Origin of the sequence: Mycolicibacter engbaekii (genome assembly GCF_002101585.1) — a bacterium.
Taxonomy (GTDB): Bacteria; Actinomycetota; Actinomycetes; order Mycobacteriales; family Mycobacteriaceae; genus Mycobacterium; species Mycobacterium engbaekii.
The window spans coordinates 67,497-88,549 of sequence record NZ_LQOT01000041.1 but is presented as its reverse complement, the minus strand read 5'-3'; the positions used below and the strand labels follow the sequence as shown (position 1 = coordinate 88,549).

The 21,053-nt window shown below is 69.3% G+C and carries 20 protein-coding genes and 1 pseudogene; 7 read left to right on the top strand and 14 right to left on the bottom strand.

What is annotated here, in order from left to right; translation table 11 throughout:
• Positions 1 to 39 precede the first annotated feature (39 nt).
• The 6 genes from AWC02_RS12385 to AWC02_RS12360 all read right to left on the bottom strand — a co-directional run bounded on the left by AWC02_RS12385 (position 40) and on the right by AWC02_RS12360 (position 5,281).
• Positions 40 to 990, bottom strand: a complete 951-nt coding sequence (locus AWC02_RS12385) for a DMT family transporter (RefSeq protein ID WP_085129053.1) — start codon at positions 988 to 990, stop codon at positions 40 to 42.
• Positions 987 to 1,889 (bottom strand): SDR family oxidoreductase, encoded by a 903-nt coding sequence (locus AWC02_RS12380; RefSeq protein WP_419179248.1) that lies wholly within the window; start codon positions 1,887 to 1,889, stop codon positions 987 to 989. Before AWC02_RS12380 ends, AWC02_RS12385 begins: the two co-directional genes overlap by 4 nt.
• Positions 1,890 to 2,029: 140 nt before the next feature.
• Positions 2,030 to 2,854: a hypothetical protein gene (locus AWC02_RS12375; protein ID WP_085129051.1), complete on the bottom strand. Its 825-nt coding sequence runs from the start codon at positions 2,852 to 2,854 to the stop codon at positions 2,030 to 2,032.
• Positions 2,851 to 3,480: a TetR/AcrR family transcriptional regulator gene (locus tag AWC02_RS12370; RefSeq protein WP_085129050.1), complete on the bottom strand. Its 630-nt coding sequence runs from the start codon at positions 3,478 to 3,480 to the stop codon at positions 2,851 to 2,853. Before AWC02_RS12370 ends, AWC02_RS12375 begins: the two co-directional genes overlap by 4 nt.
• Before the next feature lie 118 nt (positions 3,481 to 3,598).
• Positions 3,599 to 4,234 carry a TetR/AcrR family transcriptional regulator gene (locus AWC02_RS12365; RefSeq protein WP_085129049.1) on the bottom strand — a complete coding sequence of 212 codons (636 nt, stop codon included), beginning with the start codon at positions 4,232 to 4,234 and terminating at the stop codon, positions 3,599 to 3,601.
• A gap of 42 nt (positions 4,235 to 4,276) precedes the next feature.
• Positions 4,277 to 5,281, bottom strand: coding sequence for a hypothetical protein (locus tag AWC02_RS12360; protein ID WP_085129048.1), 1,005 nt, complete (start codon positions 5,279 to 5,281; stop codon positions 4,277 to 4,279).
• A gap of 281 nt (positions 5,282 to 5,562) precedes the next feature.
• Here AWC02_RS12360 and AWC02_RS12355 point away from each other — a divergent pair.
• The 3 genes and pseudogenes from AWC02_RS12355 to AWC02_RS12345 form a co-directional block, all read left to right on the top strand.
• Positions 5,563 to 6,357: pseudogene (locus AWC02_RS12355) on the top strand (metal-dependent hydrolase); the annotation flags it as partial.
• Positions 6,358 to 6,382: 25 nt separating this feature from the next.
• The gene (locus AWC02_RS12350; protein ID WP_237160444.1) at positions 6,383 to 7,351 is read left to right on the top strand and encodes an SCO6745 family protein; all 969 of its coding nucleotides are present in this window, start codon (positions 6,383 to 6,385) and stop codon (positions 7,349 to 7,351) included.
• 20 nt (positions 7,352 to 7,371) lie between these two features.
• A complete protein-coding gene (locus tag AWC02_RS12345) occupies positions 7,372 to 8,403 on the top strand; it encodes an EcsC family protein (protein ID WP_133055637.1) in 1,032 nt (343 codons plus the stop codon).
• Between the two features lie 20 nt (positions 8,404 to 8,423).
• On the opposite strand, the gene AWC02_RS12340 is transcribed toward AWC02_RS12345, so the two are convergent.
• The gene (locus AWC02_RS12340; RefSeq protein WP_085129046.1) at positions 8,424 to 8,753 is read right to left on the bottom strand and encodes a DUF732 domain-containing protein; all 330 of its coding nucleotides are present in this window, start codon (positions 8,751 to 8,753) and stop codon (positions 8,424 to 8,426) included.
• A 91-nt stretch (positions 8,754 to 8,844) separates the two neighbouring features.
• On the bottom strand, positions 8,845 to 10,194 hold the full coding sequence (gene gdhA, locus AWC02_RS12335) for an NADP-specific glutamate dehydrogenase (RefSeq protein ID WP_085129126.1): 1,350 nt from the start codon (positions 10,192 to 10,194) through the stop codon (positions 8,845 to 8,847).
• Between the two features lie 225 nt (positions 10,195 to 10,419).
• On the opposite strand from gdhA, the gene AWC02_RS12330 reads away from it, so the two are divergent.
• Positions 10,420 to 11,373: a GNAT family N-acetyltransferase gene (locus AWC02_RS12330; RefSeq protein ID WP_165757903.1), complete on the top strand. Its 954-nt coding sequence runs from the start codon at positions 10,420 to 10,422 to the stop codon at positions 11,371 to 11,373.
• Positions 11,374 to 11,415: 42 nt separating this feature from the next.
• Entirely contained in the window at positions 11,416 to 12,072 is a 657-nt protein-coding gene (locus AWC02_RS12325; RefSeq protein WP_085129044.1) for a DUF5642 family protein, read from the top strand.
• Here the strand turns inward: AWC02_RS12325 and AWC02_RS12320 are convergent.
• The gene (locus AWC02_RS12320; protein WP_085129043.1) at positions 12,069 to 12,689 is read right to left on the bottom strand and encodes an alpha-ketoglutarate-dependent dioxygenase AlkB; all 621 of its coding nucleotides are present in this window, start codon (positions 12,687 to 12,689) and stop codon (positions 12,069 to 12,071) included. The genes AWC02_RS12325 and AWC02_RS12320 overlap by 4 nt on opposite strands.
• A 26-nt stretch (positions 12,690 to 12,715) precedes the next feature.
• A complete protein-coding gene (locus AWC02_RS12315; protein WP_085129042.1) occupies positions 12,716 to 14,275 on the bottom strand; it encodes a dolichyl-phosphate-mannose--protein mannosyltransferase in 1,560 nt (519 codons plus the stop codon).
• A 24-nt stretch (positions 14,276 to 14,299) separates the two neighbouring features.
• Here AWC02_RS12315 and rsmI point away from each other — a divergent pair, with 24 nt between their 5' ends.
• Positions 14,300 to 15,136: a 16S rRNA (cytidine(1402)-2'-O)-methyltransferase gene (gene rsmI / locus AWC02_RS12310; RefSeq protein ID WP_085129041.1), complete on the top strand. Its 837-nt coding sequence runs from the start codon at positions 14,300 to 14,302 to the stop codon at positions 15,134 to 15,136.
• Here rsmI and AWC02_RS12305 read toward each other — a convergent pair.
• The 4 genes from AWC02_RS12305 to metG form a co-directional block, all read right to left on the bottom strand.
• Positions 15,106 to 16,356: an aminodeoxychorismate synthase component I gene (locus tag AWC02_RS12305; RefSeq protein WP_085129040.1), complete on the bottom strand. Its 1,251-nt coding sequence runs from the start codon at positions 16,354 to 16,356 to the stop codon at positions 15,106 to 15,108. The genes rsmI and AWC02_RS12305 overlap by 31 nt on opposite strands.
• A 12-nt stretch (positions 16,357 to 16,368) precedes the next feature.
• The gene (locus AWC02_RS12300) at positions 16,369 to 17,274 is read right to left on the bottom strand and encodes an RNA polymerase sigma-70 factor (protein ID WP_085129039.1); all 906 of its coding nucleotides are present in this window, start codon (positions 17,272 to 17,274) and stop codon (positions 16,369 to 16,371) included.
• Positions 17,271 to 18,449, bottom strand: coding sequence for an NAD(P)/FAD-dependent oxidoreductase (locus AWC02_RS12295; RefSeq protein WP_085129038.1), 1,179 nt, complete (start codon positions 18,447 to 18,449; stop codon positions 17,271 to 17,273). Before AWC02_RS12295 ends, AWC02_RS12300 begins: the two co-directional genes overlap by 4 nt.
• An 87-nt stretch (positions 18,450 to 18,536) precedes the next feature.
• On the bottom strand, positions 18,537 to 20,078 hold the full coding sequence (metG, locus tag AWC02_RS12290) for a methionine--tRNA ligase (RefSeq protein ID WP_085129037.1): 1,542 nt from the start codon (positions 20,076 to 20,078) through the stop codon (positions 18,537 to 18,539).
• Positions 20,079 to 20,096: 18 nt separating this feature from the next.
• On the opposite strand from metG, the gene AWC02_RS12285 reads away from it, so the two are divergent.
• A complete protein-coding gene (locus AWC02_RS12285) occupies positions 20,097 to 20,951 on the top strand; it encodes a TatD family hydrolase (RefSeq protein WP_085129036.1) in 855 nt (284 codons plus the stop codon).
• Positions 20,952 to 21,053 lie beyond the last annotated feature (102 nt).

Below are 21,053 nucleotides of genomic sequence, written 5' to 3'. Positions count from 1 at the left end.
CTGATCCGGTACGGCGACGGTCCCCGTGGCAGTCCCGGCTCACTGCTGCGGCAACGGGTCGCGCTCCGGCACCGCCGGGACGCCGCCGTCAGCTGCCGCCGGTGGGGTGGGCGCGATCTGGGGCGTGGCGGCCCTGGCCTGTACGGCGATCAGGCCCCCGCCGATCACCAGTGCCATGCCCGCATAGGTGATCAGGGCCGGCGGGTGGTGCCAGACGATCCAGTCGATCAGGGCGGTGAACACGATCACCGAGTAGATACAGGGACCGACCTTCTCCGCCGGGGCGTAGCGGTAGGCCAGCACGATCAACGCCTGCGAGAACACCTGGGCGAATCCCAGCGCCGCCAGCCACATCCAGACGCCGGCCTGCAGCGGCCGCCAATCTGCGACGGCGAACGGCACCGCCATGAGCGTTGAGAGCAGGAAGTAGTAGAACAGCACTCGCGCCATCGGTTCGGTGGCACCGAGCCAGCGCACCGTCATCATGGCGATCGCCAAAAACAGCGCACCCGCGAGTGCGGACAGCTCGCCCACGCTGAATCTGGCCGCCTGCGGTTGCAGCACGAACATCACCCCGACGAAGCCGAGCCCGGCACCCGTCCAGGTCAGTGCCGAAACTCGTTGCCGTGAAACGGCCCAGGCGATCAGCGGCATCCACAGCGGCGCGCTGTAGGTGAGCAGCGTGGCGTTGGCCAGCGGGATGTGCCCGATGGCGAAGAACAGGGCGTACCAGCACCCGGTTCCGGCGGCCGAGCGCAGCACGTGCAGGCCGATTCGATCGGTGCGCACGAACGACCAGCCGCCTCGCACCGCGACCGGGATCACGAACAACAGCCCGACGAAGTTCTGCGACAGCAGTAACACGCCGGTCGAGGTGTACTGGCCGGAAACCTTGGCCAACGCCCCGACCAGAGCCACACAGAAGAAGGCGGCTGTGGTCAAACCCGCTCCCAGCAACAGGTTCTCGGGCCGTCGGCCGGGCGCCGTCATTGCGCTGTGTCCTTTTCGCCGGCCATGGGCCTCTGCTGGCCAGGCGTGCCGGCCCGGGCGTTGAGCCGGTCGGTCTCGCGTTCCAGGATGTTGTTGAGGACGCGCGGTGCGATCACGTCGACGGCGCGCAGCGCGAGCGCTTTGCGGGGCGCGATGCGGATCGGCCGCAGCTTGCAGGCGGTGACCATCCAGTCAGCGGTCTCCTCGGCGGTGAGTGCGACGAGGCCGTCGTAGGCCCGGGTCGGCGCGATCATCGGCGTCGCCACCAACGGGTAGTAGATGGTCGTGGAGTGCACGCCGGCGCGGCCCCACTCGGTGTCGATGACACGGCTCACGGCGCTCAACGCCGCCTTGGAGGCGTTGTACACGGCGAACATCGGCGACGACTCCGGCAGCACACGCCAGGTCGCGATGTTGATCACATGCCCGTCGCCGCGCTCGATCATTCCCGGAGCCAGGCCCCGGATGAGTCGCAGCGGGGCGTAGTAGTTGAGCGCCATCACGCGCTCGACGTCGTGCCAGCGGTCCAGCGATTCGATCAGCGGCCGCCGGATGGACCTGGCGGCATTGTTGATCAGGATGTCGACGTGCGAAACCTGCTCGATGACTGCATCGACCTGATCCAGATCGGCCAGATCGGCCCGTATGGCGGTGGCCTCGCCGCCCGCGTGACAGATCTGTGCCACGACATCGTCCAGCAGGTCGCCGCGCCGGGCGACGGCGAACACGGTGGCCCCCTCGGCGGCCAGCTTGCGGGCGGCGACCGCGCCGATCCCTGAGGATGCCCCGGTCAACAGAATGCGCTTGCCGCGCAGCTCGATCGGCGCCGCGCCGCGCCATCGGGGCATCGGGCGCATGCCCGTGCGTCGCATGGCCTTCGTGAAGGCTTCGAGAATCACGGGCGGCACTCCAGTCGGGTCGGCACCGTCACGCGGCCGAGCCGTGATCGGGGCACGCGCCATATCCGGCGGCGAATACGGGAGACTTTAGATCACTAAGGCGGAGTCCGCTGGCGACGGCCCGGGAATGGCGCCGGTGTCTAGGGGTGCGCGACGAGGTAGGTCTCGTTGGCCAGCCCCGCGGTGAGTTCGTCCACATCGAAGGGGCGGTTCAGGCGCGCGCGCAGCCACTTCGGGTCCATCAATCGGCTGATCTCAGCGGTCTGCCTGGCCAGCAGCATCCCGATGCGCGGGTACAGCCGCCGCATGATCGCGCGTTCGGCAGCGCTGCACCGTGAGGCGCAGTAGCCGACGTGTCCCACCTCGTCGGTCAGGATCTCGCCGTAGAGCCGGTCGATGCGCTCTTGCACCTCGGGTTCGTCGGCGAACAGCTCGTTGCCGATCCGGCGCAGCTCGTAGAACATGACGCAGCCGGCCATCTCTGCCGCCCCGACGAACATGGCGCCCCACCGCTCCGGCACGAACACCGCGATCTTGACGAACTGGCGCATCACGAAGACGGGCGGCACCACCTGGAAGGTCAGATCGAAGATGTCGAGCACGTAGGCCAACAGCCGGGTGTGGTAGTGCTCCTCGAGTTCCAGATAAACCCGCTCGGGGGGCAGTTCTTTGTCGCTGTTGAGCCCATAGGTCTCGCCGAGGCCGACGCCGAATCGTTCGGTCTGGTTCAGCTTGGCGGTGGCCAGCAGGAACAGCATCTTGGGGTCCACGTCGGCCTCGGGCCGGCGGCGGCGCAGGTTGCGCACGAAGACCTCCGGGTCGGCGATGTGGCGAGACCGAACCGGATGCGTCTCAAGGTCGTTGAAGAAGGCCTCCCGGTTGGCCAGGCGCCGGTTCAGCAGATCGGCCTCACCGTCGCGTCGGCGCAGGTAGTCGCGGTAGCCCGCAATGCCGGTGTTGTTCATCGTTTCTCCATTCCTTTGACGATCGTCGTCACATACCGGCGGAACAGGGCATCCGCGGTGGGGGAGTCATGCGCCCCGGTGGCGAGCAACGCGAACAGGCCCGTCAGGAAAAACACGCCCAGCTCGGTGGTGTCGGCGTGTGCCGGAACGGATCCCGCTGCCTGTGCCGCGGCGATCGTCGCGGTCACGAACCCCACCAGGGGGTGCTCGGTCAGTTGATCCTCGGTCGGCCGGGTCGTCGAGAACTGCATGCCCAGCATGTCCCGGAAGATGACTTCGCCCAGCCGCTGCTCGGCGTCCAGGACGCGGTCGGTCACCAGGGAGAGCACCGCGGTCAAATCGTTGCGGCCGGTCTGTGCGGCGCGCAGTTCGTCGACGATTCTGCGCTCTTCGTTGCGGCGCAGTTCCAGCAGCACGTGTTCCTTGGTCGGAAAGTGAAAGTAGAAGGTGCCGCGCGCCACCCCGGCCGCATGGGCGATGGCGCTGACGTCCGCGCCGGCGAGTCCGTACTGGCTGATCTCGGTCACCGCGGCCTCGAACAGCCGGGCCCGGGTCTCGAGTCTGCGGGTCTCGCGGACGCCGGTGGCCGAGGTTCGGGTCCTTTTGACGGCCCGGGCGGAGGTCATCTCCGAACGCTAACAACATTGACTGACAGGCGTCAATGACAATCGTCATTGAAATCCGCATGGCAATGCCGGACTCCGGTCCCACTGCCGGGCCGGCGGTGCTGTTGCAGGGGAGCCTCTAGAGTCGCTCGCGCAGGGCGCTCATCGCCTCGGCGATGCGGGGGTAGGCGATCGCCGGACCGATCCAGCCGGCGATGAAGCGACGCAGAGCCGCCCCGTCGTTGTGCCGATCGCCGGGGTCCAGTAGCAGGGACTGCGTTGTGCGCAAGCCGATCTCAGCCAGCTCATCAAGCGCGGGGCCGTCGAATCCGTGCTTGCTCCAGTCGACGTCGAGTCGCTGAAGCAGCGAGCGCGAGAATGTGCGCGCGGTGTCCGAGGTCAGCGAGACCACCTTGCCGTCGCGTGCCCTGCTGTTGAGCAGATCGGCCAGCCGGCGATCCTCGGCAAGGCTCTCGACGGCGAAAGCCACCCCCTCGACGAGGGCGTCGACCGGGTCGGTCAGGCCGCCGAGGTGCTGAGCGAGCTGGTCGAGGAAGCCATGCGCCGACCGCATAGCGCTGGCGATCATCAGCGCTTCCGTTCCCGGGAAGTAGCGATAGACCGTCTGCCGGGTCACCCCCAGGCTGCGGGCCACATCGGCGAGGCGCAGCGCCGTACCCCGCTCGGCGACGATGCGGTCCGCGGCGTCGAGAATCCGGTCGATGGCCTCCTGGTCGCTGGACGGGGTGTTTCCGGACCAGCCGTGACTACGCATGTTCGAACTGTAGGGCGGGCACGGGGCTGGTCGATTCGCGGTCTAGCAGCGACCGGCAGGCGCGAGTAGTCGGTCACGGGGTGCGGTGCTGCGCCGCATGATCCACGGCAGCACGGCGAATCCGGTGACCGCGATCAGGCCGGCGGACTGGACCGCGCTGTAGCCGGTGAGCCCACCCTCGTAGCCCACATTGGCGATCACCATGGCTCCGAGGCTGACGACGTAGGCGATCGCCAGCCCGAGCGTGAACGGCTCCGGCCGCGGTGCGGCCGAGCGCAGAGCCCACAGCGAGACCGCGGCGTAACCCGCCGCCAGCAGGGCCGCCAGCGGCCACTGCGGCCCGCCGAGCAAAGTCACGATTGTCACCGGCGCCAGCAGTATTGGACCCGCCACCAGGACGGCGACGGCGGCCAGAGCGGGGAACGCGCCCAGCGCTTTGGCAGGCGACCAGCGCGCCGCGGCGCCGACGCCGTCGATTCGCGGCCGGGCCCACATCATCAGGTAGAGGAACAGCGCATCCCAGATTCCCTGCCAGCACAAGTCGATCAGCGGCCATCCGACCCAATACTGAAACAGTTCGAAGCCCGGGTCCCAGGTCCACCACACCACGCGCTCGAGAGTGCCCTCGATCACGTACGGTGCATCCAGTGCGATCATGAACAGTCCGCCGGCGGCCGCTGCGTGCCAACGCTTTTCGATGCCGAATGCCTCGACGATCTTGAACCCGGTGAAGAGGAAGACCGGGTAGAAGATCAGCACGTAGGCGGGCATCATGGTGGTGCCCCGCCACAGGGGTAACGCCGGCCAGTTGATCATCACCAGGAAGTCGCCCTGCTGATACATGTCGAGCGTGGCCATGCCTGCCAGCTCCAGAACCAGGCCGTACACCGTCGCCGCCAGCAGCACCGCGAGGTAGATTCGCCGGCCCCGCCGCATCTGACCGATGCTGTAGGCCACCGCCGCCACGAACATCGCCAGCATCGTGACATCCCAGAGATTGGTCTGCCACGGGAGCCCGGCGGGAGTGTTGAACACGATCAGGTTCATCCGGCCCACCTGGAGTGAATAGACGACAAGGCGTTAAACGTATTGTGGCCACCGGGACGCCGTCAAGGATATCTGGGAGGATTGCGGGCCTCGGCATACGTTCTATATGAAACGTCTTGTCTGATTGGGGGTGCATCACTAGCCTCGACCCTGTGACGGATCTACAGGTCAGGCGAGTCCGGTTCGACTTCGCCGGCGCCGACGTCCCGTTCGTGTGGCAGCCCGAGCGGCCGGCCTTCGCGCTGCTGTGCAACGCCATCTAGTTTTTCGCGCCCGGTTTCGAGAAGCTGATCGTCGACGCCACACGAGAGGCCATCCCGCTGATACGGGACCCGGACGCGGCCGCCGAAGCCGAGGCCTATCTGCGGCAAGAGGCGCAGCATTCCGCCGCCCACCAGGCCCACGTCCGGGCGCTGGTGCGCCGCTGGCCCGGACTGCAAGACACCGTGAACGCGGTGATCGCCTCCTACGACCGCCTCGCCGCCACCAAACCCATCGCCTGGCGGCTGGCCTACCCCGCCGTCATCGAGGCGACCTTCACGCCGTACTTCAAAGTCTTTCTCGATCACGAGGACAAGTTGTTCCGGCCCGGCGACGATCGGGTGGCATCGCTGTTTCTCTGGCACTTCGTCGAGGAGATCGAGCACCGCAGTTCCGCGCTGATCGTCTATAACGCGGTGCACGACAGTTACCTCTACCGGGCGAAGACCATCCCCGGGGTGATCCGGCACATGAGCGAGATCCTGGCGATCATCTCCGGCGGCTTCCGCCGGCATGTGCCGGCAGACCACGGCGGCGAGTTCGGCAGGCTGCTGCCCGACGGGTTGTCGTTGCGGGCGCTGCGCGGCGCCCAGTCAGCGGCGCGCGAACTCACCACGCCCGGTCAGTCGACCTACGCCGGGGTGCCCAGGCGGGAAATGCTGGCCATGTTCGCCGGACTCGTCCGGTCCCAGACGCCGAACCACAACCCGGCGCACGAAAGCATTCCCGCCTTCGCCGCTCGATGGCTGAACCGCTACGCCGAGGAGCCAGCCACCGCGGCGCGCTGGTACACCGGCGGGTCGCCAGAACGCTAGGGCCCGGGGCCGGTGGGCGCGTCGCTTGAGCGCTCGGCCGCCGCAGGCCACCATGAGTGGCCATGCGCGCAGTGACGACTTCCCGAGCGGACACGCCGTGACCGCGGCAGACCCGCCGGTCGCCGGCGCGCGGTCGGCCGTGCGCGACGCCTGGCGGCTGCTGGAACCGCTGCACGCGGTCGTCTATTTCTCGCCGGAGCCACTGGCGGCGCTGCGCGACGCGGGTTATCGCGGCTTCTGGATGGGTTACTTCGCGGGCCGCGCCGCGCCGCTGGGGGCGGTCGGAGCCGAGGTCGTGCACGCGGCGTTCTACAACTTCGCCTTCGACCGCGTCGCCCGGGCGCTGCCCGCCGCATGGCGGTTTGCGCCCCCCGAAGCCGCCCTGCGGGCGCGCCAAGCCGGTGCCGTCGCGGCGTTGCGGCGCCAGCTGGCAGATCTGGCCGACGGTCCGCAGGTGCAGCGCGCGGCCGAACTCGCCTGCCGGGCGGCGGCCGCGGCACCGTTGCCCGGCCGTGTTCTGGGCGCCGCCAATCATGCTCTGCCACTGCCGGAACAACCCCTGGCGCGGCTGTGGCACGCGGCGACGGTGCTTCGCGAACATCGCGGCGACGGCCACATCGCGGCCCTTCTGGCTGCCGGGATTTCGGGTCGCGAGGCGCATGTGTTGCACGCCTTGGCCGCCGGGATGCCGCGGCAGACCTACGCGGCGGCCCGCGACTTCGCCGACGACGAGTGGAATCAGCTGGTGGACACGCTGCGCGCCAAGGGTTTAGCCGATGCAAGCGGACTCACGCCAGAAGGTGTTCGGCTCAAGGAAGAGGTCGAGCAGCAGACCGATCGGCTCGCCGCCCCGGCGTACGCCGCGCTGACCGAGGCCGAGCTGCGCGAGATGATCCAGGCGCTGGCACCGTTGACCCGGGCGGTCGCGGCGGCCGGTGAGATTCCGCTGGACTCACCGATGGGACTCGATCTTCGCCCCTTCCTCGACCGATAGCGGCCGGTAGGATTTGCCTCGTGGCCCCGTCTGGTCAGCCGGACATGTCCCCGTACGAACGCACGCAATGGGACGCGCTGCTTGACGCGACGACCGGCGGCGAGCCGGCCGGCTGGTTCGACGGGCTCCGGCGCGGTGTCGCCGGCCGAGCCAAAGACGTGGCCTCCCAGGTCCGTTCCGGGGTGCAACAGGTCCCCGGCGCCACGGCCGCCATCGGCAAGATGGACCAGCTCACCACCAAGGCCCTCGAGGGTGTGCACACCCTGCTGGTGCAACGAGGGCTGCATTCGGTCACACCGGACAGCGTTTTCGCCATGTTCGCCGAGCACGGCGCGTCGGTCGGGTCCTATGGCCAGGTTCGCGGTCTGGACCTGGAGATCTGCGACCGCTCGGTACCCCGCCGCCGGGAGCGCTACATCGCCTTGGCGGTGGCCGAAGGCGCGGCGTCATCGCTGGCGGTGACGGGTTCGGCGGTGTCGAGCGCGGTCACCGCCGGTTCCACGCTGCCGGTCGCCGCCTCAGCTGTCGTGGCGGATGTGACCGCCGTGCTGGTGGGGATGGGGCGGATCGTGGCATTGGTTGCGGCGCACTACGGTTACGACGTCCGCGAGCCGGACGAACAGGCGTTCGCCTCCGGGGTGATCGCCTATTGCGCCGCCGGCGACTCCGCGGAGAAGGCCGCCGCCCTGGCGTCACTGTCCCGGTTGACCCAGCAGATGATGCGGCGCGCATCGTGGCGCCCCATCCCGCCGCAGCAGGCCGACAACGTGATTCAGCAGGTCTGGGTGGCGTTGGGATTCCGCCTGGCCAAGAACAAGGTCGCGCAGGCCGTTCCGGTCTTGGGTGCGGTGGTCAACGGCGGACTCAACGCGCGCATCGCCCACCGAACGTTCGAGCGTGCCCAACGGGCCTATCGGCTGCGGTTTCTCACCGAGAAGTACGAGCTGGACGCCGGGGTGTGGGCGCCGGCGGTGCCGTCGGGCAGCGCCATCGGCATCCCGCTGATCGACGAGCTGTTGGCCCGCCCGGGCGACGCCGCCGCCCCGGACTGACACGCCGGGCCGGGCGGAGATCAGTGCAGCGTGTCAGGGCACAGTTCGTGCTGGGCGATGTCGATCACCGGCCGCAGGTTGTTGGTGAGGTCATCGACCATGGAGGGCCCGCCGAACGAGGGCCGGCGCACGTAGTTGGCCACGACGTCGTCGACGGTGGCGCCGTCGCGCAACTGGTTACAGAACCGGTGCCCGGCCGACAGGCGCGCGTTGGGCGGACCGGATCGAAAGACGCCGTGGGCGTCCAGGGATGCGAGGTAGCTGGCGTCGTCGGCGTGGGCCGGTGCGCTGCCGAGCAGAGCGAGGGCGGCGGTCCCGGCGAGCAAAGCTGCGCCCAGAGTCCGTTTCATACCGGCGATGCTACGTCCAATCGACATTGACTCTGCGGCTACCGGGCACAAGTGCGAGAACATCGCCTGGTAGCCGCAGAGTCAACGGTCGTCAGATCAGGCCCAGTGCGGTCATCGCGTCGGCCACCTGGATGAACCCCGCGATGTTGGCGCCCAGGATGTAGTTGCCGGGGGCGCCGTACTCGTCGGCGGTCACCAGGCAGCGGTGGTGGATGCTCTGCATGATCGCCGCCAGCCGCTGCTCGGTGTACTCGAAGCTCCAGGAGTCCCGCGACGCGTTCTGCTGCATCTCCAGGGCGCTGGTGGCCACGCCACCGGCGTTGGCCGCTTTACCCGGGGCCACGGTCACACCGGCCTCGCTGAACAGCTTCACCGCGGCCGGGGTGCACGGCATGTTCGCGCCTTCGGCGACGATCTTGCACCCGTTGCGGGCCAGCGACGCGGCGTGGCTGTCGTCGAGTTCGTTCTGGGTGGCCGACGGCACCGCGATCTGACAGGGCACATCCCAGATGGACCCGTCGTTGACGAACCGCGTCGTGCCGCCGCGGGCCTTGGCGTAGGCCTCGATCCGCTCGCGCTTGACCTCTTTGATCTCCTTGAGCAGCTCCAGGTCGATGCCCTTCTCATCGACGATGTAGCCGCTGGAGTCCGAGCAGGCCACCACGGTGCCGCCCAGCTGGTGGATCTTCTCGATCGCGTAGATGGCCACGTTGCCCGAGCCGGAGACCACGGCCCGCTTGCCCTCGAAGGAGTCTTTGGCCGTCTTGAGGATCTCGTCGGCGAAGAACACCGCGCCGTATCCGGTGGCCTCGGTGCGGACCTGCGATCCGCCCCAGGTCAGGCCCTTGCCGGTCAGCACGCCCGACTCGTAGCGGTTGGTGATGCGCTTGTACTGGCCGAACAGGTAGCCGATCTCCCGGCCGCCCACGCCGATGTCGCCGGCCGGGACGTCGGTGTACTCGCCGAGGTGGCGGTAGAGCTCGGTCATGAAGGACTGGCAGAACCGCATGATCTCGTTGTCGGAGCGGCCCTTGGGGTCGAAGTCGGACCCGCCCTTGCCGCCGCCGATGGGCAGACCGGTCAGGGAGTTCTTGAAGATCTGCTCGAAGCCCAGGAACTTCACGATGCCCAGGTAGACCGAGGGGTGGAATCGCAGGCCGCCCTTGTAGGGACCCAGGGCCGAGTTGAACTCGACGCGGAACCCGCGGTTGATCTGCACCGCGCCGTTGTCGTCGAGCCAGGGCACGCGGAAGATGATCTGGCGCTCGGGCTCGCACATGCGCCGGATGACGGCGCTGTTGACGTACTCGGGGTGCTTGTTCACCACCGGCCCGAGGCTGCTGAGCACCTCGAAAACGGCCTGGTGGAACTCGGCCTCACCGGGGTTACGCCGCAGCACCTCATCGTAGATGTCGTGCAGCTTCGGGTTCAGTTCGCTCATGTTGGAGATCTCTTCCTCGCGTGTCGCTCTCGCGGCCACAGGGTATCGGCCCAGATCGTTAACGCCGAATCCTGGCCGTTACGGCATTGTTAAATCATTAACCTTTTGGACACACCGGCTAGCCTTGGACAGGCGAACAGGGGGGAGCAGTCCATGGCGAAGTCGCACCCCGATCCGGTGCCCACAGCACCCGATGGAGCGTTCACCGCCGCAGGCCTCGCGGAGATGGAGATCTTCGCCGGGTGCTCGGCGGACCAGCTGGTTCCGCTGGTCGCCGCGCTGCGTGCGCTGGAGGCCCCCGCCGGCGCCGAGCTGATGCGCCAGGGCGAGCAGGCCCTGTCGTTTCTGCTGATCTCCTCGGGATCGGCCGAGGTCAGGCATGTCGGCGACGACGGCGCCGTGGTTGTCAACGAGGTTACCGCCGGCATGGTGGTCGGCGAGATCGCGCTGCTGCGCCAGGGCCTGCGGACGGCGACGGTCACCACCGTGACCCCGCTGACCGGCTGGATCGGCGACGAGGACGCCTTCCACGAGATGGTGCACGTGCCCGAAGTGATGGGGCGGTTGGTGCGCATCGCGCGGCAGCGTCTGGCCGCCTACATCGACGCCGTGCCGATGCGCGACCGCAAAGGCGCCGCCCTGCTGCTGCGGCCGGTGCTGCCCGGCGACAGTGCGCGAACGGTTGGAGGCCATGTCACATTCTCCGGCGAGACGCTGTATCGGCGCTTTCAGACCACCCGCACCCCGAGTCCGGCGCTGATGCACTACCTGTTCGAGGTCGACTACGTCGATCACTTCGTGTGGGTGGTCACCGAGCCCGACGGTTCGATCGTCGGCGACGGACGATTCGTCCGCGACCCACAAAACCCGACGATCGCCGAGGTCGCCTTCATCGTGGGCGACAGCTATCAGGGCCGTGGAATCGGCACCTATCTGATGGGAGCGGTGTCGGTCATCGCCCGATTCGAGGGCGTCGAGAAGTTCACCGCGCGGGTGCTCTCGGAGAACGCATCCATGCGGGCCATCCTCGATCGGCTGGGTGCCTATTGGCAGCGCGACGATCCGGGTGTGGTCACCACGGTCCTCGACGTTCCGGGCCCCGACCGGCTGCCGTTCGACCGTGCCACCGCTGAACGGATCAAAGAGGTTGGCCGCCAAGCGATCCAAGCCGTAGGGTGACCGCTTCAGTCACCCCTGGTGGCGTTGGGTAAATTGACTCCGATGTTGACCCTTCGTGCGGTGCTGGCCCTCGGCTGTGTGTGCCTGCTCGCTGCCTGCAGCCCGAGTCCCGCGGAGGTTTCCGCCGACATCGACAAGGTCGTCGAACTGAAGTCGTCCTTCAGTTCGGAGTTCGAGGTCCGGGCCACCTCGCGCACCGGGATCGACCCCAAGCTGCTGGCGGGCACCGCGCTGCCACCGGGCCTGACCTTCGACCCGGCCGACTGCTCGGTGTTCGCGGTCAGCCAGCAGTTGCCGCAGGGCATGCAGGGCAACATGGCGGCGGTGGCCGCCGAAGGCAAGGGCAACCGGTTCATCATCATCGCCTTGGAGACCTCCGAGCCGGTTGCGGTCAACGAACCGGGACGCACCTGCCGTCGGATCGGCTTCTCGGGCGGCCAGATGCGCGGATTGATCGAGACGGTCGATGCCCCGCGCATCGACGGGGTGAAGACCATGGGTGTGCACCGGGTGATCGAGGCGGTCGCGGCCGGCAAGCCCCGTGTCGGCGAGCTCTACAACTACGCCGCATACTTCGGCCCCTACCAGGTCCTGGTGACCGCCAACCCCCTGGTGCAGTCGGGCAAGCCCGTCACCCCGGTCGACACCGACCGGGCGCGTGAACTGCTGGAGGCGGCGGTGGAGGCGGTCCGTAACTAGCGCACCCCGCGGGGCCGGAACTGGATGCTGATCCGTGGGCCGGTGGGCGCCGCTGTCTTGGGAATCGCGTGCTCCCACGTGCGCTGACAGGAACCGCCCATCACCACCAGGTCGCCATGGTGTTGGGCCAACCGCAGCGACTGACCGCCGCCGCGGGGCCGCAGCGCCAGCGTGCGGGTGGCGCCGACACTGACGATGGCCACCATGGTGTCCTGGGTGGCGCCGCGGCCCAGTGTGTCGCCGTGCCAGGCCACACTGTCGCCTCCGTGCCGGTAGAGGCACAGCCCCGCCGAGGTGAACGGCTCGCCCAGTTCGCCGGCATAGATGTCGTTGAGTCGGCGGCGCAGCTTGGCCAGCAGCGGGTGCGGCGCATCCCCGGCGGACAGGTCGTGGAAACTGACCAGTCGCGGGACGTCGAGCACCCGGTCGTACATCCGGCGGCGCTCCGCCCGCCAGGGAATGGCCGCCTGCAGTTCGCCGAGCAGGTCGGCGCTGGCATCGCTGAGCCAGCCGGGCCGGACGTCGAGCCACGCTCCCCGGCCGAGTTCCCGACGCTCGCTGAAGTCGAACAGCGACTCCTGTACCGGTATCGCCACGGCGCCCAGTCTATCGCACATCCGTTCGAATTTTCGACGCCGGCGCCCTAGGACCAGCTGGGCAGCCAGATCTCCATGTTCCAGGTTGCCGGGGAGATCGGCACGCCGGTCAGAATCGGATACAGCCAGGCGAAGTTGGTCAGGACCAGCGCCAGGTAACACGACACCGCGAGCAGTCCGAGCGACCAGCGCTCCATGGTGCCGGATCTGCCGTCGTTGACGATGTCGATGCAGATCAGCGCCAACAGCATCGCCAGGAACGGCGCCATGGGCACCGCATAGAAGAAGTACATCTGCCGGTCGATACCGGCGAACCACGGCAGCCAGCCCGCGCAGTAGCCCACCAGTGCCGCCGCGTAGCGCCAGTCGTGGCGTACCAGGCTGCGCCACAACGCGTAACCGAGGACCGGAACGGCCAGCCACCACATGGCCGGGGTGCCCACCAGCATCACCGCCTTGACGCAGGACGCCGCGCCGCAGCCGGGGACATCGTGCTGGTCGATCGCATACAGCACCGGACGCAGCGACATCGGCCACGTCCACGGCTTGGACTCCCAGGGGTGGTGGTTACCGGCGCTGTTGGTCAGCCCGGAGTGGAAGTGATACGCCTGGTAGGTGTAGTGCCACAGCGAGCGCAGGGCGTCGGGCACCGGGAAGCGGCTCTCGAACCCGACCGACTGGCCGACGGCGTGGCGGTCCACCGCGGTCTCGGAGGCGAACCACGGGGCGTAGGACGCCAGATACACCCCGAACGGGATGAGCAGCATCGCGTAGGCGGTGGGGCAGACGTCGCGGCGCAGCGTCCCCAGCCAGGGCCGGCGCACCCGGTATTGCCGGCGGGCGGCGACATCGAACGCCAGCGACATGGCGCCGAAGAACACCACGAAGTACAGGCCCGACCACTTGGTGGCACAGGCCAGCCCGAGCAGCACTCCTGCGCCGAACCGCCACCAGCGCACCCCCAGCCGCGGGCCCCACGGCGTCGCGCCGCAGCGATCCTCGGTCAGCACGGTGTGCATTCGCATGCGGACCTGGTCGCGGTCGACGATCAGCGCCCCGAACGCACTCACCACGAAGAAGGTCAGGAAGCCGTCCAGCAGCGCGGTGCGCGCCGCGACGAAGCTGACCCCGTCACCCACCAGCAACAGCCCCGCGATTCCGCCGGCCAGCGTGGAGCGGGTCATGCGCCGCACGATCCGGACCAGCAGGGCGATGGTGAGCACCCCGAGCAGCGCGCTGGTGAACCGCCAGCCCAGCCCGTTGTAGCCGAACAGGGCCTCACCGATCGCGATCAAGTGCTTGCCGACCGGCGGGTGCACCACCAGGCCGTAGCCGGGATTGTCCTCCACGCCGTGGTTGTGCAGCATCTGCCAGGCCTGCGGCGCGTAGTGCTTCTCGTCGAAGATCGGGGTTCCGGCGTCGGTCGGGGTGTTCAGGTTGGCGAAGCGGGTCACCGCGGCCAACAGCGTCACCGCCACGGTCACCGCCACACCCCGGGCCCGGTCGGTCGGCCCGAAATCGGCGACCGGCACCAGCAATCCCGGACTGATCATCGGTGCGGCGCGCTCCGGCACGGCCGCAGGCTTCGTAGCGGTCGGAGCGCTCATTCAGACGATCGTAGGCTGTGCGCCATGCCCGATGGTCGATTGCTGCTGGGGGCCACTCCGCTTGGCCAGCCCGCCGACGCCTCGCCGCGCCTGCTGGAGGCGCTGCGCAGTGCTGACGTGGTGGCCGCCGAGGACACCCGGCGGCTGCGGACCCTGGCCAAGGCGCTCGGCGCGCAGATCGCCGGCCGGGTGGTCAGTCTGTTCGACGCCAACGAGGCGACTCGGGTGCCGGCGCTGCTCGCCGACATCGAGGCCGGCGCCACGGTGCTGGTGGTCAGCGACGCGGGGATGCCGCTGATCAGCGATCCGGGTTACCGCCTGGTGGCCGCCTGCGCCGAGGCCGGCCTGCCGGTGTCGTGTCTGCCCGGCCCGTCGGCGGTCACGACGGCGCTGGCGGTGTCCGGGCTGGCTTCGGACCGGTTCTGCTTCGAGGGTTTCGCGCCGCGCCGGCCGGCGGCGCGCCGGGCGTGGCTGGCGTCGCTGGCCGACGAACGGCGCACCTGCGTGTTCTTCGAATCGCCGCGGCGGCTGGCGCAATGCCTGCGCGACGCGGTCGACGAACTCGGCGGGCAACGCCGCGCGGTGGTGTGCCGGGAGCTGACCAAGACCCACGAAGAGGTGTTGCGCGGGACGCTGTCCGAGCTGGCCGAGTGGGCGTCCGAGGAGGTGCTGGGGGAGATCACCGTGGTGCTCGCCGGTGCCAGCCCGCGTGCGGATCTGCCGACCCTGGTGGCCGAGGTCGACCGGCTGACCGCCGACGGTATGCGGGTCAAGGACGCCTGCGCGCAGGCGATCGCCGCTGCCGGGGCGCCGGTGTCCCGGCGTGAGCTCTATGACGCGGTGCTGCGTTCCCGGGACTGACCGGCGCCGACGATCGGGGCGGCCTTGTGCAGGCATTCCTGCCATTCGGCGTCCACGTCGGAGTCCGCGGTGATCCCACCGCCGACACCGAGCACCGCGCCGCCGGCGGCGTCGAACTCCACCGTGCGGATCGCCACGTTGAGTTCGGCGCCGGCCACCGGTGACGCCAATCCCACCGTGCCGCAGTAGGCCCCGCGACGTGACGGCTCCCAGGTGGAAAGGAGCTGACGGGCGCGGTGTTTGGGAGTCCCGGTCACCGAGGCGGGCGGGAACGTCGCCGCCAGCAGTTCCGCCATGCTCAGCTGTTCGGGCACCCGGGCGGAAACTGTCGACACCAGATGCCATACGCCCGGTGCGGGCCGCACCGCCAGCAGTTCGGGCACGGTGACGGTCCCGGTGATCGCCACCCGGCCCAGGTCGTTGCGGACCAGGTCCACGATCATGATGTTCTCGGCGACATCCTTGGCCGAGGCGCGCAGCGCCGACGGGCGGGCGTAGTGCGGCAGGGTGCCCTTGATGGGGCTGGAGGCCACCAGCTGTCCCCGTCGGCGCAGGAACAACTCGGGAGACAGCGAGGCCACCGCGCCCCAGCCGCCCGCGACATAGGCGGCCCGGGCCGGGCCGGTGCGCGCCACCGCGTCGGCGAAGAAGTCCAGTGGGGCGCCGCTGACGGTTCCGGTGAAGCGGGTGCACACGCAGGCCTGATACACCTCACCGGACCGGATGGCCTCCAGGCAGGCCAGCACCCCGGCGCGGTGCGCCTGCCGATCCGGCGTCTGCCAGTAGATGCGGCATTCGCGGGCCGGGGCGGGGGTGCTCAGCGCCTGCGCCAGCCAGCTCGGCATGGGTGCGCCGGACAGGCTCTCGAACCACCACTGGCCCTCGTCGTCGTGCCGGAGCACACAGTCGGTCCAGCCCCCGGCGGCCTGGGGAATACGCGGCCCCCGTCCGTCGGCGCCGGCGTCGGGATAGGACAGGTAGCCGATCCAGCCGCCGCCCACCGCCCCGGGCGGGGCGTCGGCGACCGGTTCGGGCAGCTCGAACACCGCATCGGGATCGACCGGTTCGGCGGCCACGCTCGGCGCGATCACCGCCTGGGATCCGAACCATTCGCCGGTCAGCGCGGCCGGCGGCGGCAGACCCCGCCTGCCGGTGGCGTCACCGACCGCGCGCAGCACCTCCGGTGCCGCGCCCAGGTCGCCGAGCCGCTCGATCCGCACGGCACTAGCTTGTCAGACGTCCGCGCCGCGGGTGATCTCGCGGGCGGCGGCCACCGCGGCCAGCTTGTCCGGGTTGCGCATCGCGTAGAAGTTCGTGATCAGCCCGTCGATGATCTCGACGGTGAACACGCCCTCCAGGCGGTCGGCGCGGTAGAGCAGCACCGCGGGGGCGGAGTTGCAGACCCCCATGTCAACGCGCGCATCGGGCATCTGCGCGCCGTGGCGCAGCAGCCCGATGACGGTGCGGGCGACCTTGTCGGCGCCCAGGATCGGTCGTCTCGCCGCGCTGGCCTTGCCGCCGCTGTCGGCGGTCCAGGCCACGTCGGGCGCCAGCATCGACAGCACCGTCGTCAGGTCGCCGCCCGCCGCCGCGGTCAGGAACTCCGTGGTGATCCGCGCGCTCTCGGACGGGTCCATCGGGGTGTAGCGCGGCCGCCGGGCCTGCACATGGCCGCGCGCCCGGTGGGCGACCTGACGAGCCGCGGCCTCGGTTTTGCCGATCGCGGCCGCGATCTCGTCGTAGCCGAACCCGAATACCTCACGCAGCACGAACACGGCCCGCTCGTCGGGGCTCAGCGTCTCCAAGACCACCAGCATGGCCATCGACACCGACTCCGCCAGCACCACGTCGCCGGCGGGATCCTGCTCGGTGAGCAGCAGGGGTTCGGGCAGCCACGGGCCGACGTACTCCTCCCGGCGCCGGCTACTGGCCCGCAGCGCATTGAGGGCCTGGTGGGTGACCAGCCGGGCCAGGTAGGCCTTGACGTCGCGGACCCCGGCCAGGTCCACCTCGGCCCAGCGCAGATAGCTGTCCTGCAGCACATCGTCGGACTCGGTCGCCGAGCCCAGAATCTCGTAGGCGATGGTGAACAGCAGGGGCCGCAGCTCGGTGAACCGTTGGGCGTGCTCGTCTTTCACACCGCCGCCTCTCGTCGGCCCGGCCCCTTCACCGGCGCTGCGGCCCGGGCGCCGCTCTTCATCCAACGGTACGAGCCCGGAGCGACCGCCTCACCCCGAATCCACTTCAGCGTGTACCGGCAGATGGCCTCCTTGACCACGGCGCCCAGCCGGCCGCCCACGAACGCCTTGATCGGGGTGTCGTCGCGGTGCGACAGCTGCACCGTCGCCGCGTGGCGGCCCACACTGATGCACTGTGCGGAGAACGCCTGGTCCAGGGCCGCCGGTGCGGTGTCGGCGATCCGGGCCAACACGGTGCTGGCGGCCTGGGCGCCCAGCGGCAGCGCCGCCTGGCAGCTCATCCGCAGTGGCCGGCCCGATGGCGCAACGGCGTCCCCGGCCGCCACAATCCACGGGTTGTCGACGCTGGTCAGGGTCTCGTCGGTGAGCAGCCGGCCCAGCGCGTCGGTGGCCAGTCCACTGGCGGCGGCCAGATCCGGCACGCCGAAGCCCGCCGTCCAGACGGTCACCGCGCTGGGCAGCACCGTGCCGTCTTCCAGCACCACGGCGTCGGGGCGCACCTCGGCGACCACCGCTGCTTCGCGCACCGCGACCCCCAGCTTGCGCAGGGCCTTGGCCACCGAGCGGCGGCCCGCGGCGTGCAGTGACGGTCCCAGCTGCCCGCCGCAGACCAGGGTCACCGGCCGCCCCGGCGCGGCCAGCTCGGCCGCCGCCTCGATTCCGGTCAGCCCGCCGCCGACCACCGTCACCGGGGCCTGCCGTCCCACCGCGTCGAGCCGGGACAGCAGCCGCGCAGCGGACTCGAATTCGCTGATGGAGTACGCGAATTCGGCGGCGCCGGGGACAGCCGGGCTGATCGCGCCGGTGCTGCCGACCGCATAGATGAGGTAGTGGTAGCGCAGTACGGTGCCCGAGGCCAGCCGGATGCGCCGGTCCGCGGCCTCGATGGCGGTGGCGGAGTCGACCAGCAGCCGGATCCCGTCACCGAGCAGCTCGGAGTAGTCCACGGTGGCCGTTCCCGTGCCCGCGATGTACTGGTGCAGCCGGATGCGTTCGACGAACACCGGCCGCGGGTTGACCACGGTGATGTCGACGGCCGGATTCTGGCGCAGTCGGTTGGCGGCCAAGGTGCCGGCGTAGCCGCCGCCGAGGATGACGACCTGGACGCGGGTCATGAGTGGCTCCTGTCGTTGAAGGTGTTTATGCCTTCAAGACACCGCGGAACCCGAAAGTGTGACACGGGCCGGCCGGCCGGCCGGCGCTCAGGGCTGGTAGCGCGGGAACACCCCGGTCGGCGGTGGCAGGTGCCGTCCCGCGGTCAGCCGGTCGGACACGGCGGTGAACGTCCGCTGCTCGCCGGGCTGGCCCAGCAGGTCCAGCAGCTTGGCCGCCGAGTCCGGCATCACCGGCTGTACCAGCAGCGCCGCGATCCGCACCACCTCGAGCGTGGTGTACAAGACGGTGCCGAAGCGGGCTTGGTCCGCGGCGGCCTCGCTCTTGGCCAGCTTCCACGGCTCGTGGGCGGAGAAGTACCGGTTGGCCGCGCCCAGCATCAGCCAGATCGCTTCGAGTCCCAGGTGCATGGCCTGGGTGCCGAACGCGTCGCGCACCTTGTCCAGCAGGCCGTCGGCCAGTGCCAGCAACTCGGCGTCGTCCGCGGTCGGCGCGGTCGGCTCGGGCACCACCCCGGCCAGGTTCTTGGCCACCATCGACAGCGAGCGCTGCGCCAGGTTGCCCAGTTCGTTGGCCAGATCCGCGTTGACCCGGCTGATCATGGCCTCGTCGGAGATGCTGCCGTCCTGGCCGAACGGGATCTCCCGCAGCAGGAAATAACGCACCTGGTCCACGCCGTACTTGTCGACGAACGCCACCGGATCGATGACGTTGCCTACCGACTTGCTCATCTTCTCGCCGCTGTTGAGCAGGAAGCCGTGCGCGAAGACCCGGCGCGGCAGTTCGATACCGGCCGACATCAGAAACGCCGGCCAGTACACGGTGTGGAACCGGATGATGTCCTTGCCGATCATGTGCAGATCGGCCGGCCAGTACCGGCGGAAGGTCTCGGAGTCGGTGTCGGGGTAGCCGACCCCGGTCAGATAGTTGGTGAGCGCGTCCACCCACACGTACATGACGTGGTCGGGATGCCCGGGCACCGGCACGCCCCAGTCGAAGGACGTGCGCGAGATCGACAGGTCGCGCAGACCTCCGGAGACAAAGCTGATCACTTCGTTGCGGCGCACGTCGGGGGCGATGAAGTCCGGGTTGGCCGCATAGTGCGCCAGCAGCCGGTCGGCGTAGGCCGACAGCCGGAAGAAATAGGTCTGTTCCTCGGTCCAGGTGACCGGTGCCCCGGTTTCGTTCGCCACCCGTGACCCGTCATCGGTCAGCCGGGTCTCGCCCTCGGTGAAGAACCGCTCGTCGCGCACCGAGTACCAGCCGGAGTAGGCGTCGAGGTAGATGTCGCCGGCGTCGACCATGCGCTGCCAGATGGCCTTGGAGGCTTCCAGGTGGTCGGCGTCGGTGGTGCGGATGAACCGGTCGAACGAGATGTTGAGCTTGCGCTGCAGGTTCTCGAAGACATCGGAGTTGCGCCGCGCCAGCTCCGCGGTTGCGATGCCCTCGGCCGCGGCGGTCTCGGCCATCTTCAGGCCGTGCTCGTCGGTCCCCGTCAGGTACCGCACGTCGTATCCGTCGAGCCGGTGGAATCGGGCGATCGCGTCGGTGGCGATGTACTCGTAGGCGTGACCGATGTGCGGGTCACCGTTGGGGTAGGTGATCGCGGTGGTGACGTAGAAGGGCTTCATCACCGTTCACCCTATTGTGTGCGGGTGAGTTCCCAACGATCAGCCAAAGCTGCGCCGCCCGCGCCCGAGCCGTTGAGTCCGCTGGTCGACGCCCACACCCATCTGGATGCCTGCCTCCGCGGTGGCGACGCCGACGACGGTGCGGTGCGCGCGATCATGGATCGCGCGGCCGCGGTGGGAGTCCAGGTGGCGGTGACCGTCGCCGACGATCTGGCGTCGGCGCGCTGGGTGACCCGGGCCGCCGACGCCGATTCGCGGGTTTATGCCGCCGTGGCGCTGCACCCCACCCGGACCGACGCGCTCGACGACGCCGCCCGCGCCGAGATCGCGGAACTGGCCGCCCACCCGCGGGTGGTGGCCGTCGGGGAGACCGGCGTGGACCTGTATTGGCCGGGGCGTTTGGAGGGCTGCGCCTCGCCGCAGACCCAGCGCGAGGCCTTCGCCTGGCACATCGATCTGGCCAAACGCACCGGCAAGCCGCTGATGATCCACAACCGCGACGCCGACGACGCCGTGCTGGACGTCCTGCGGGCCGAGGGACCGCCGGAGACGGTGATCTTCCACTGCTTCTCCTCGGGGAAGGACATGGCTCACACCTGCGCCGACGCCGGGTGGATGGTCAGCCTGTCCGGGACGGTCACCTTCAAAAACGCTCGTGAGCTGCGTGAAGCTGTCGCGGTTGTCCCGCGCGAGCAGCTCTTGGTGGAGACCGACGCGCCGTTTTTGACTCCGCACCCGTACCGCGGTGCACCGAACGAGCCCTATTGTCTGCCATACACTGTGAGGGCGCTGGCCGAGCTGCTGGGAACTTCGGCAGTCGAGCTGGCGGAGGTGACGAACCGCAACGCCCGGCGGGTCTACGGGCTGGACTGAGGGTCGAGCAGGTCACACGAGGTTGCCGACCGCCGGCAGTTTCGTTACCGTTTCGTTATCAACCTGGGGCGCCGCAAGGGCCCCAGTCCCATGTCGTAAGGG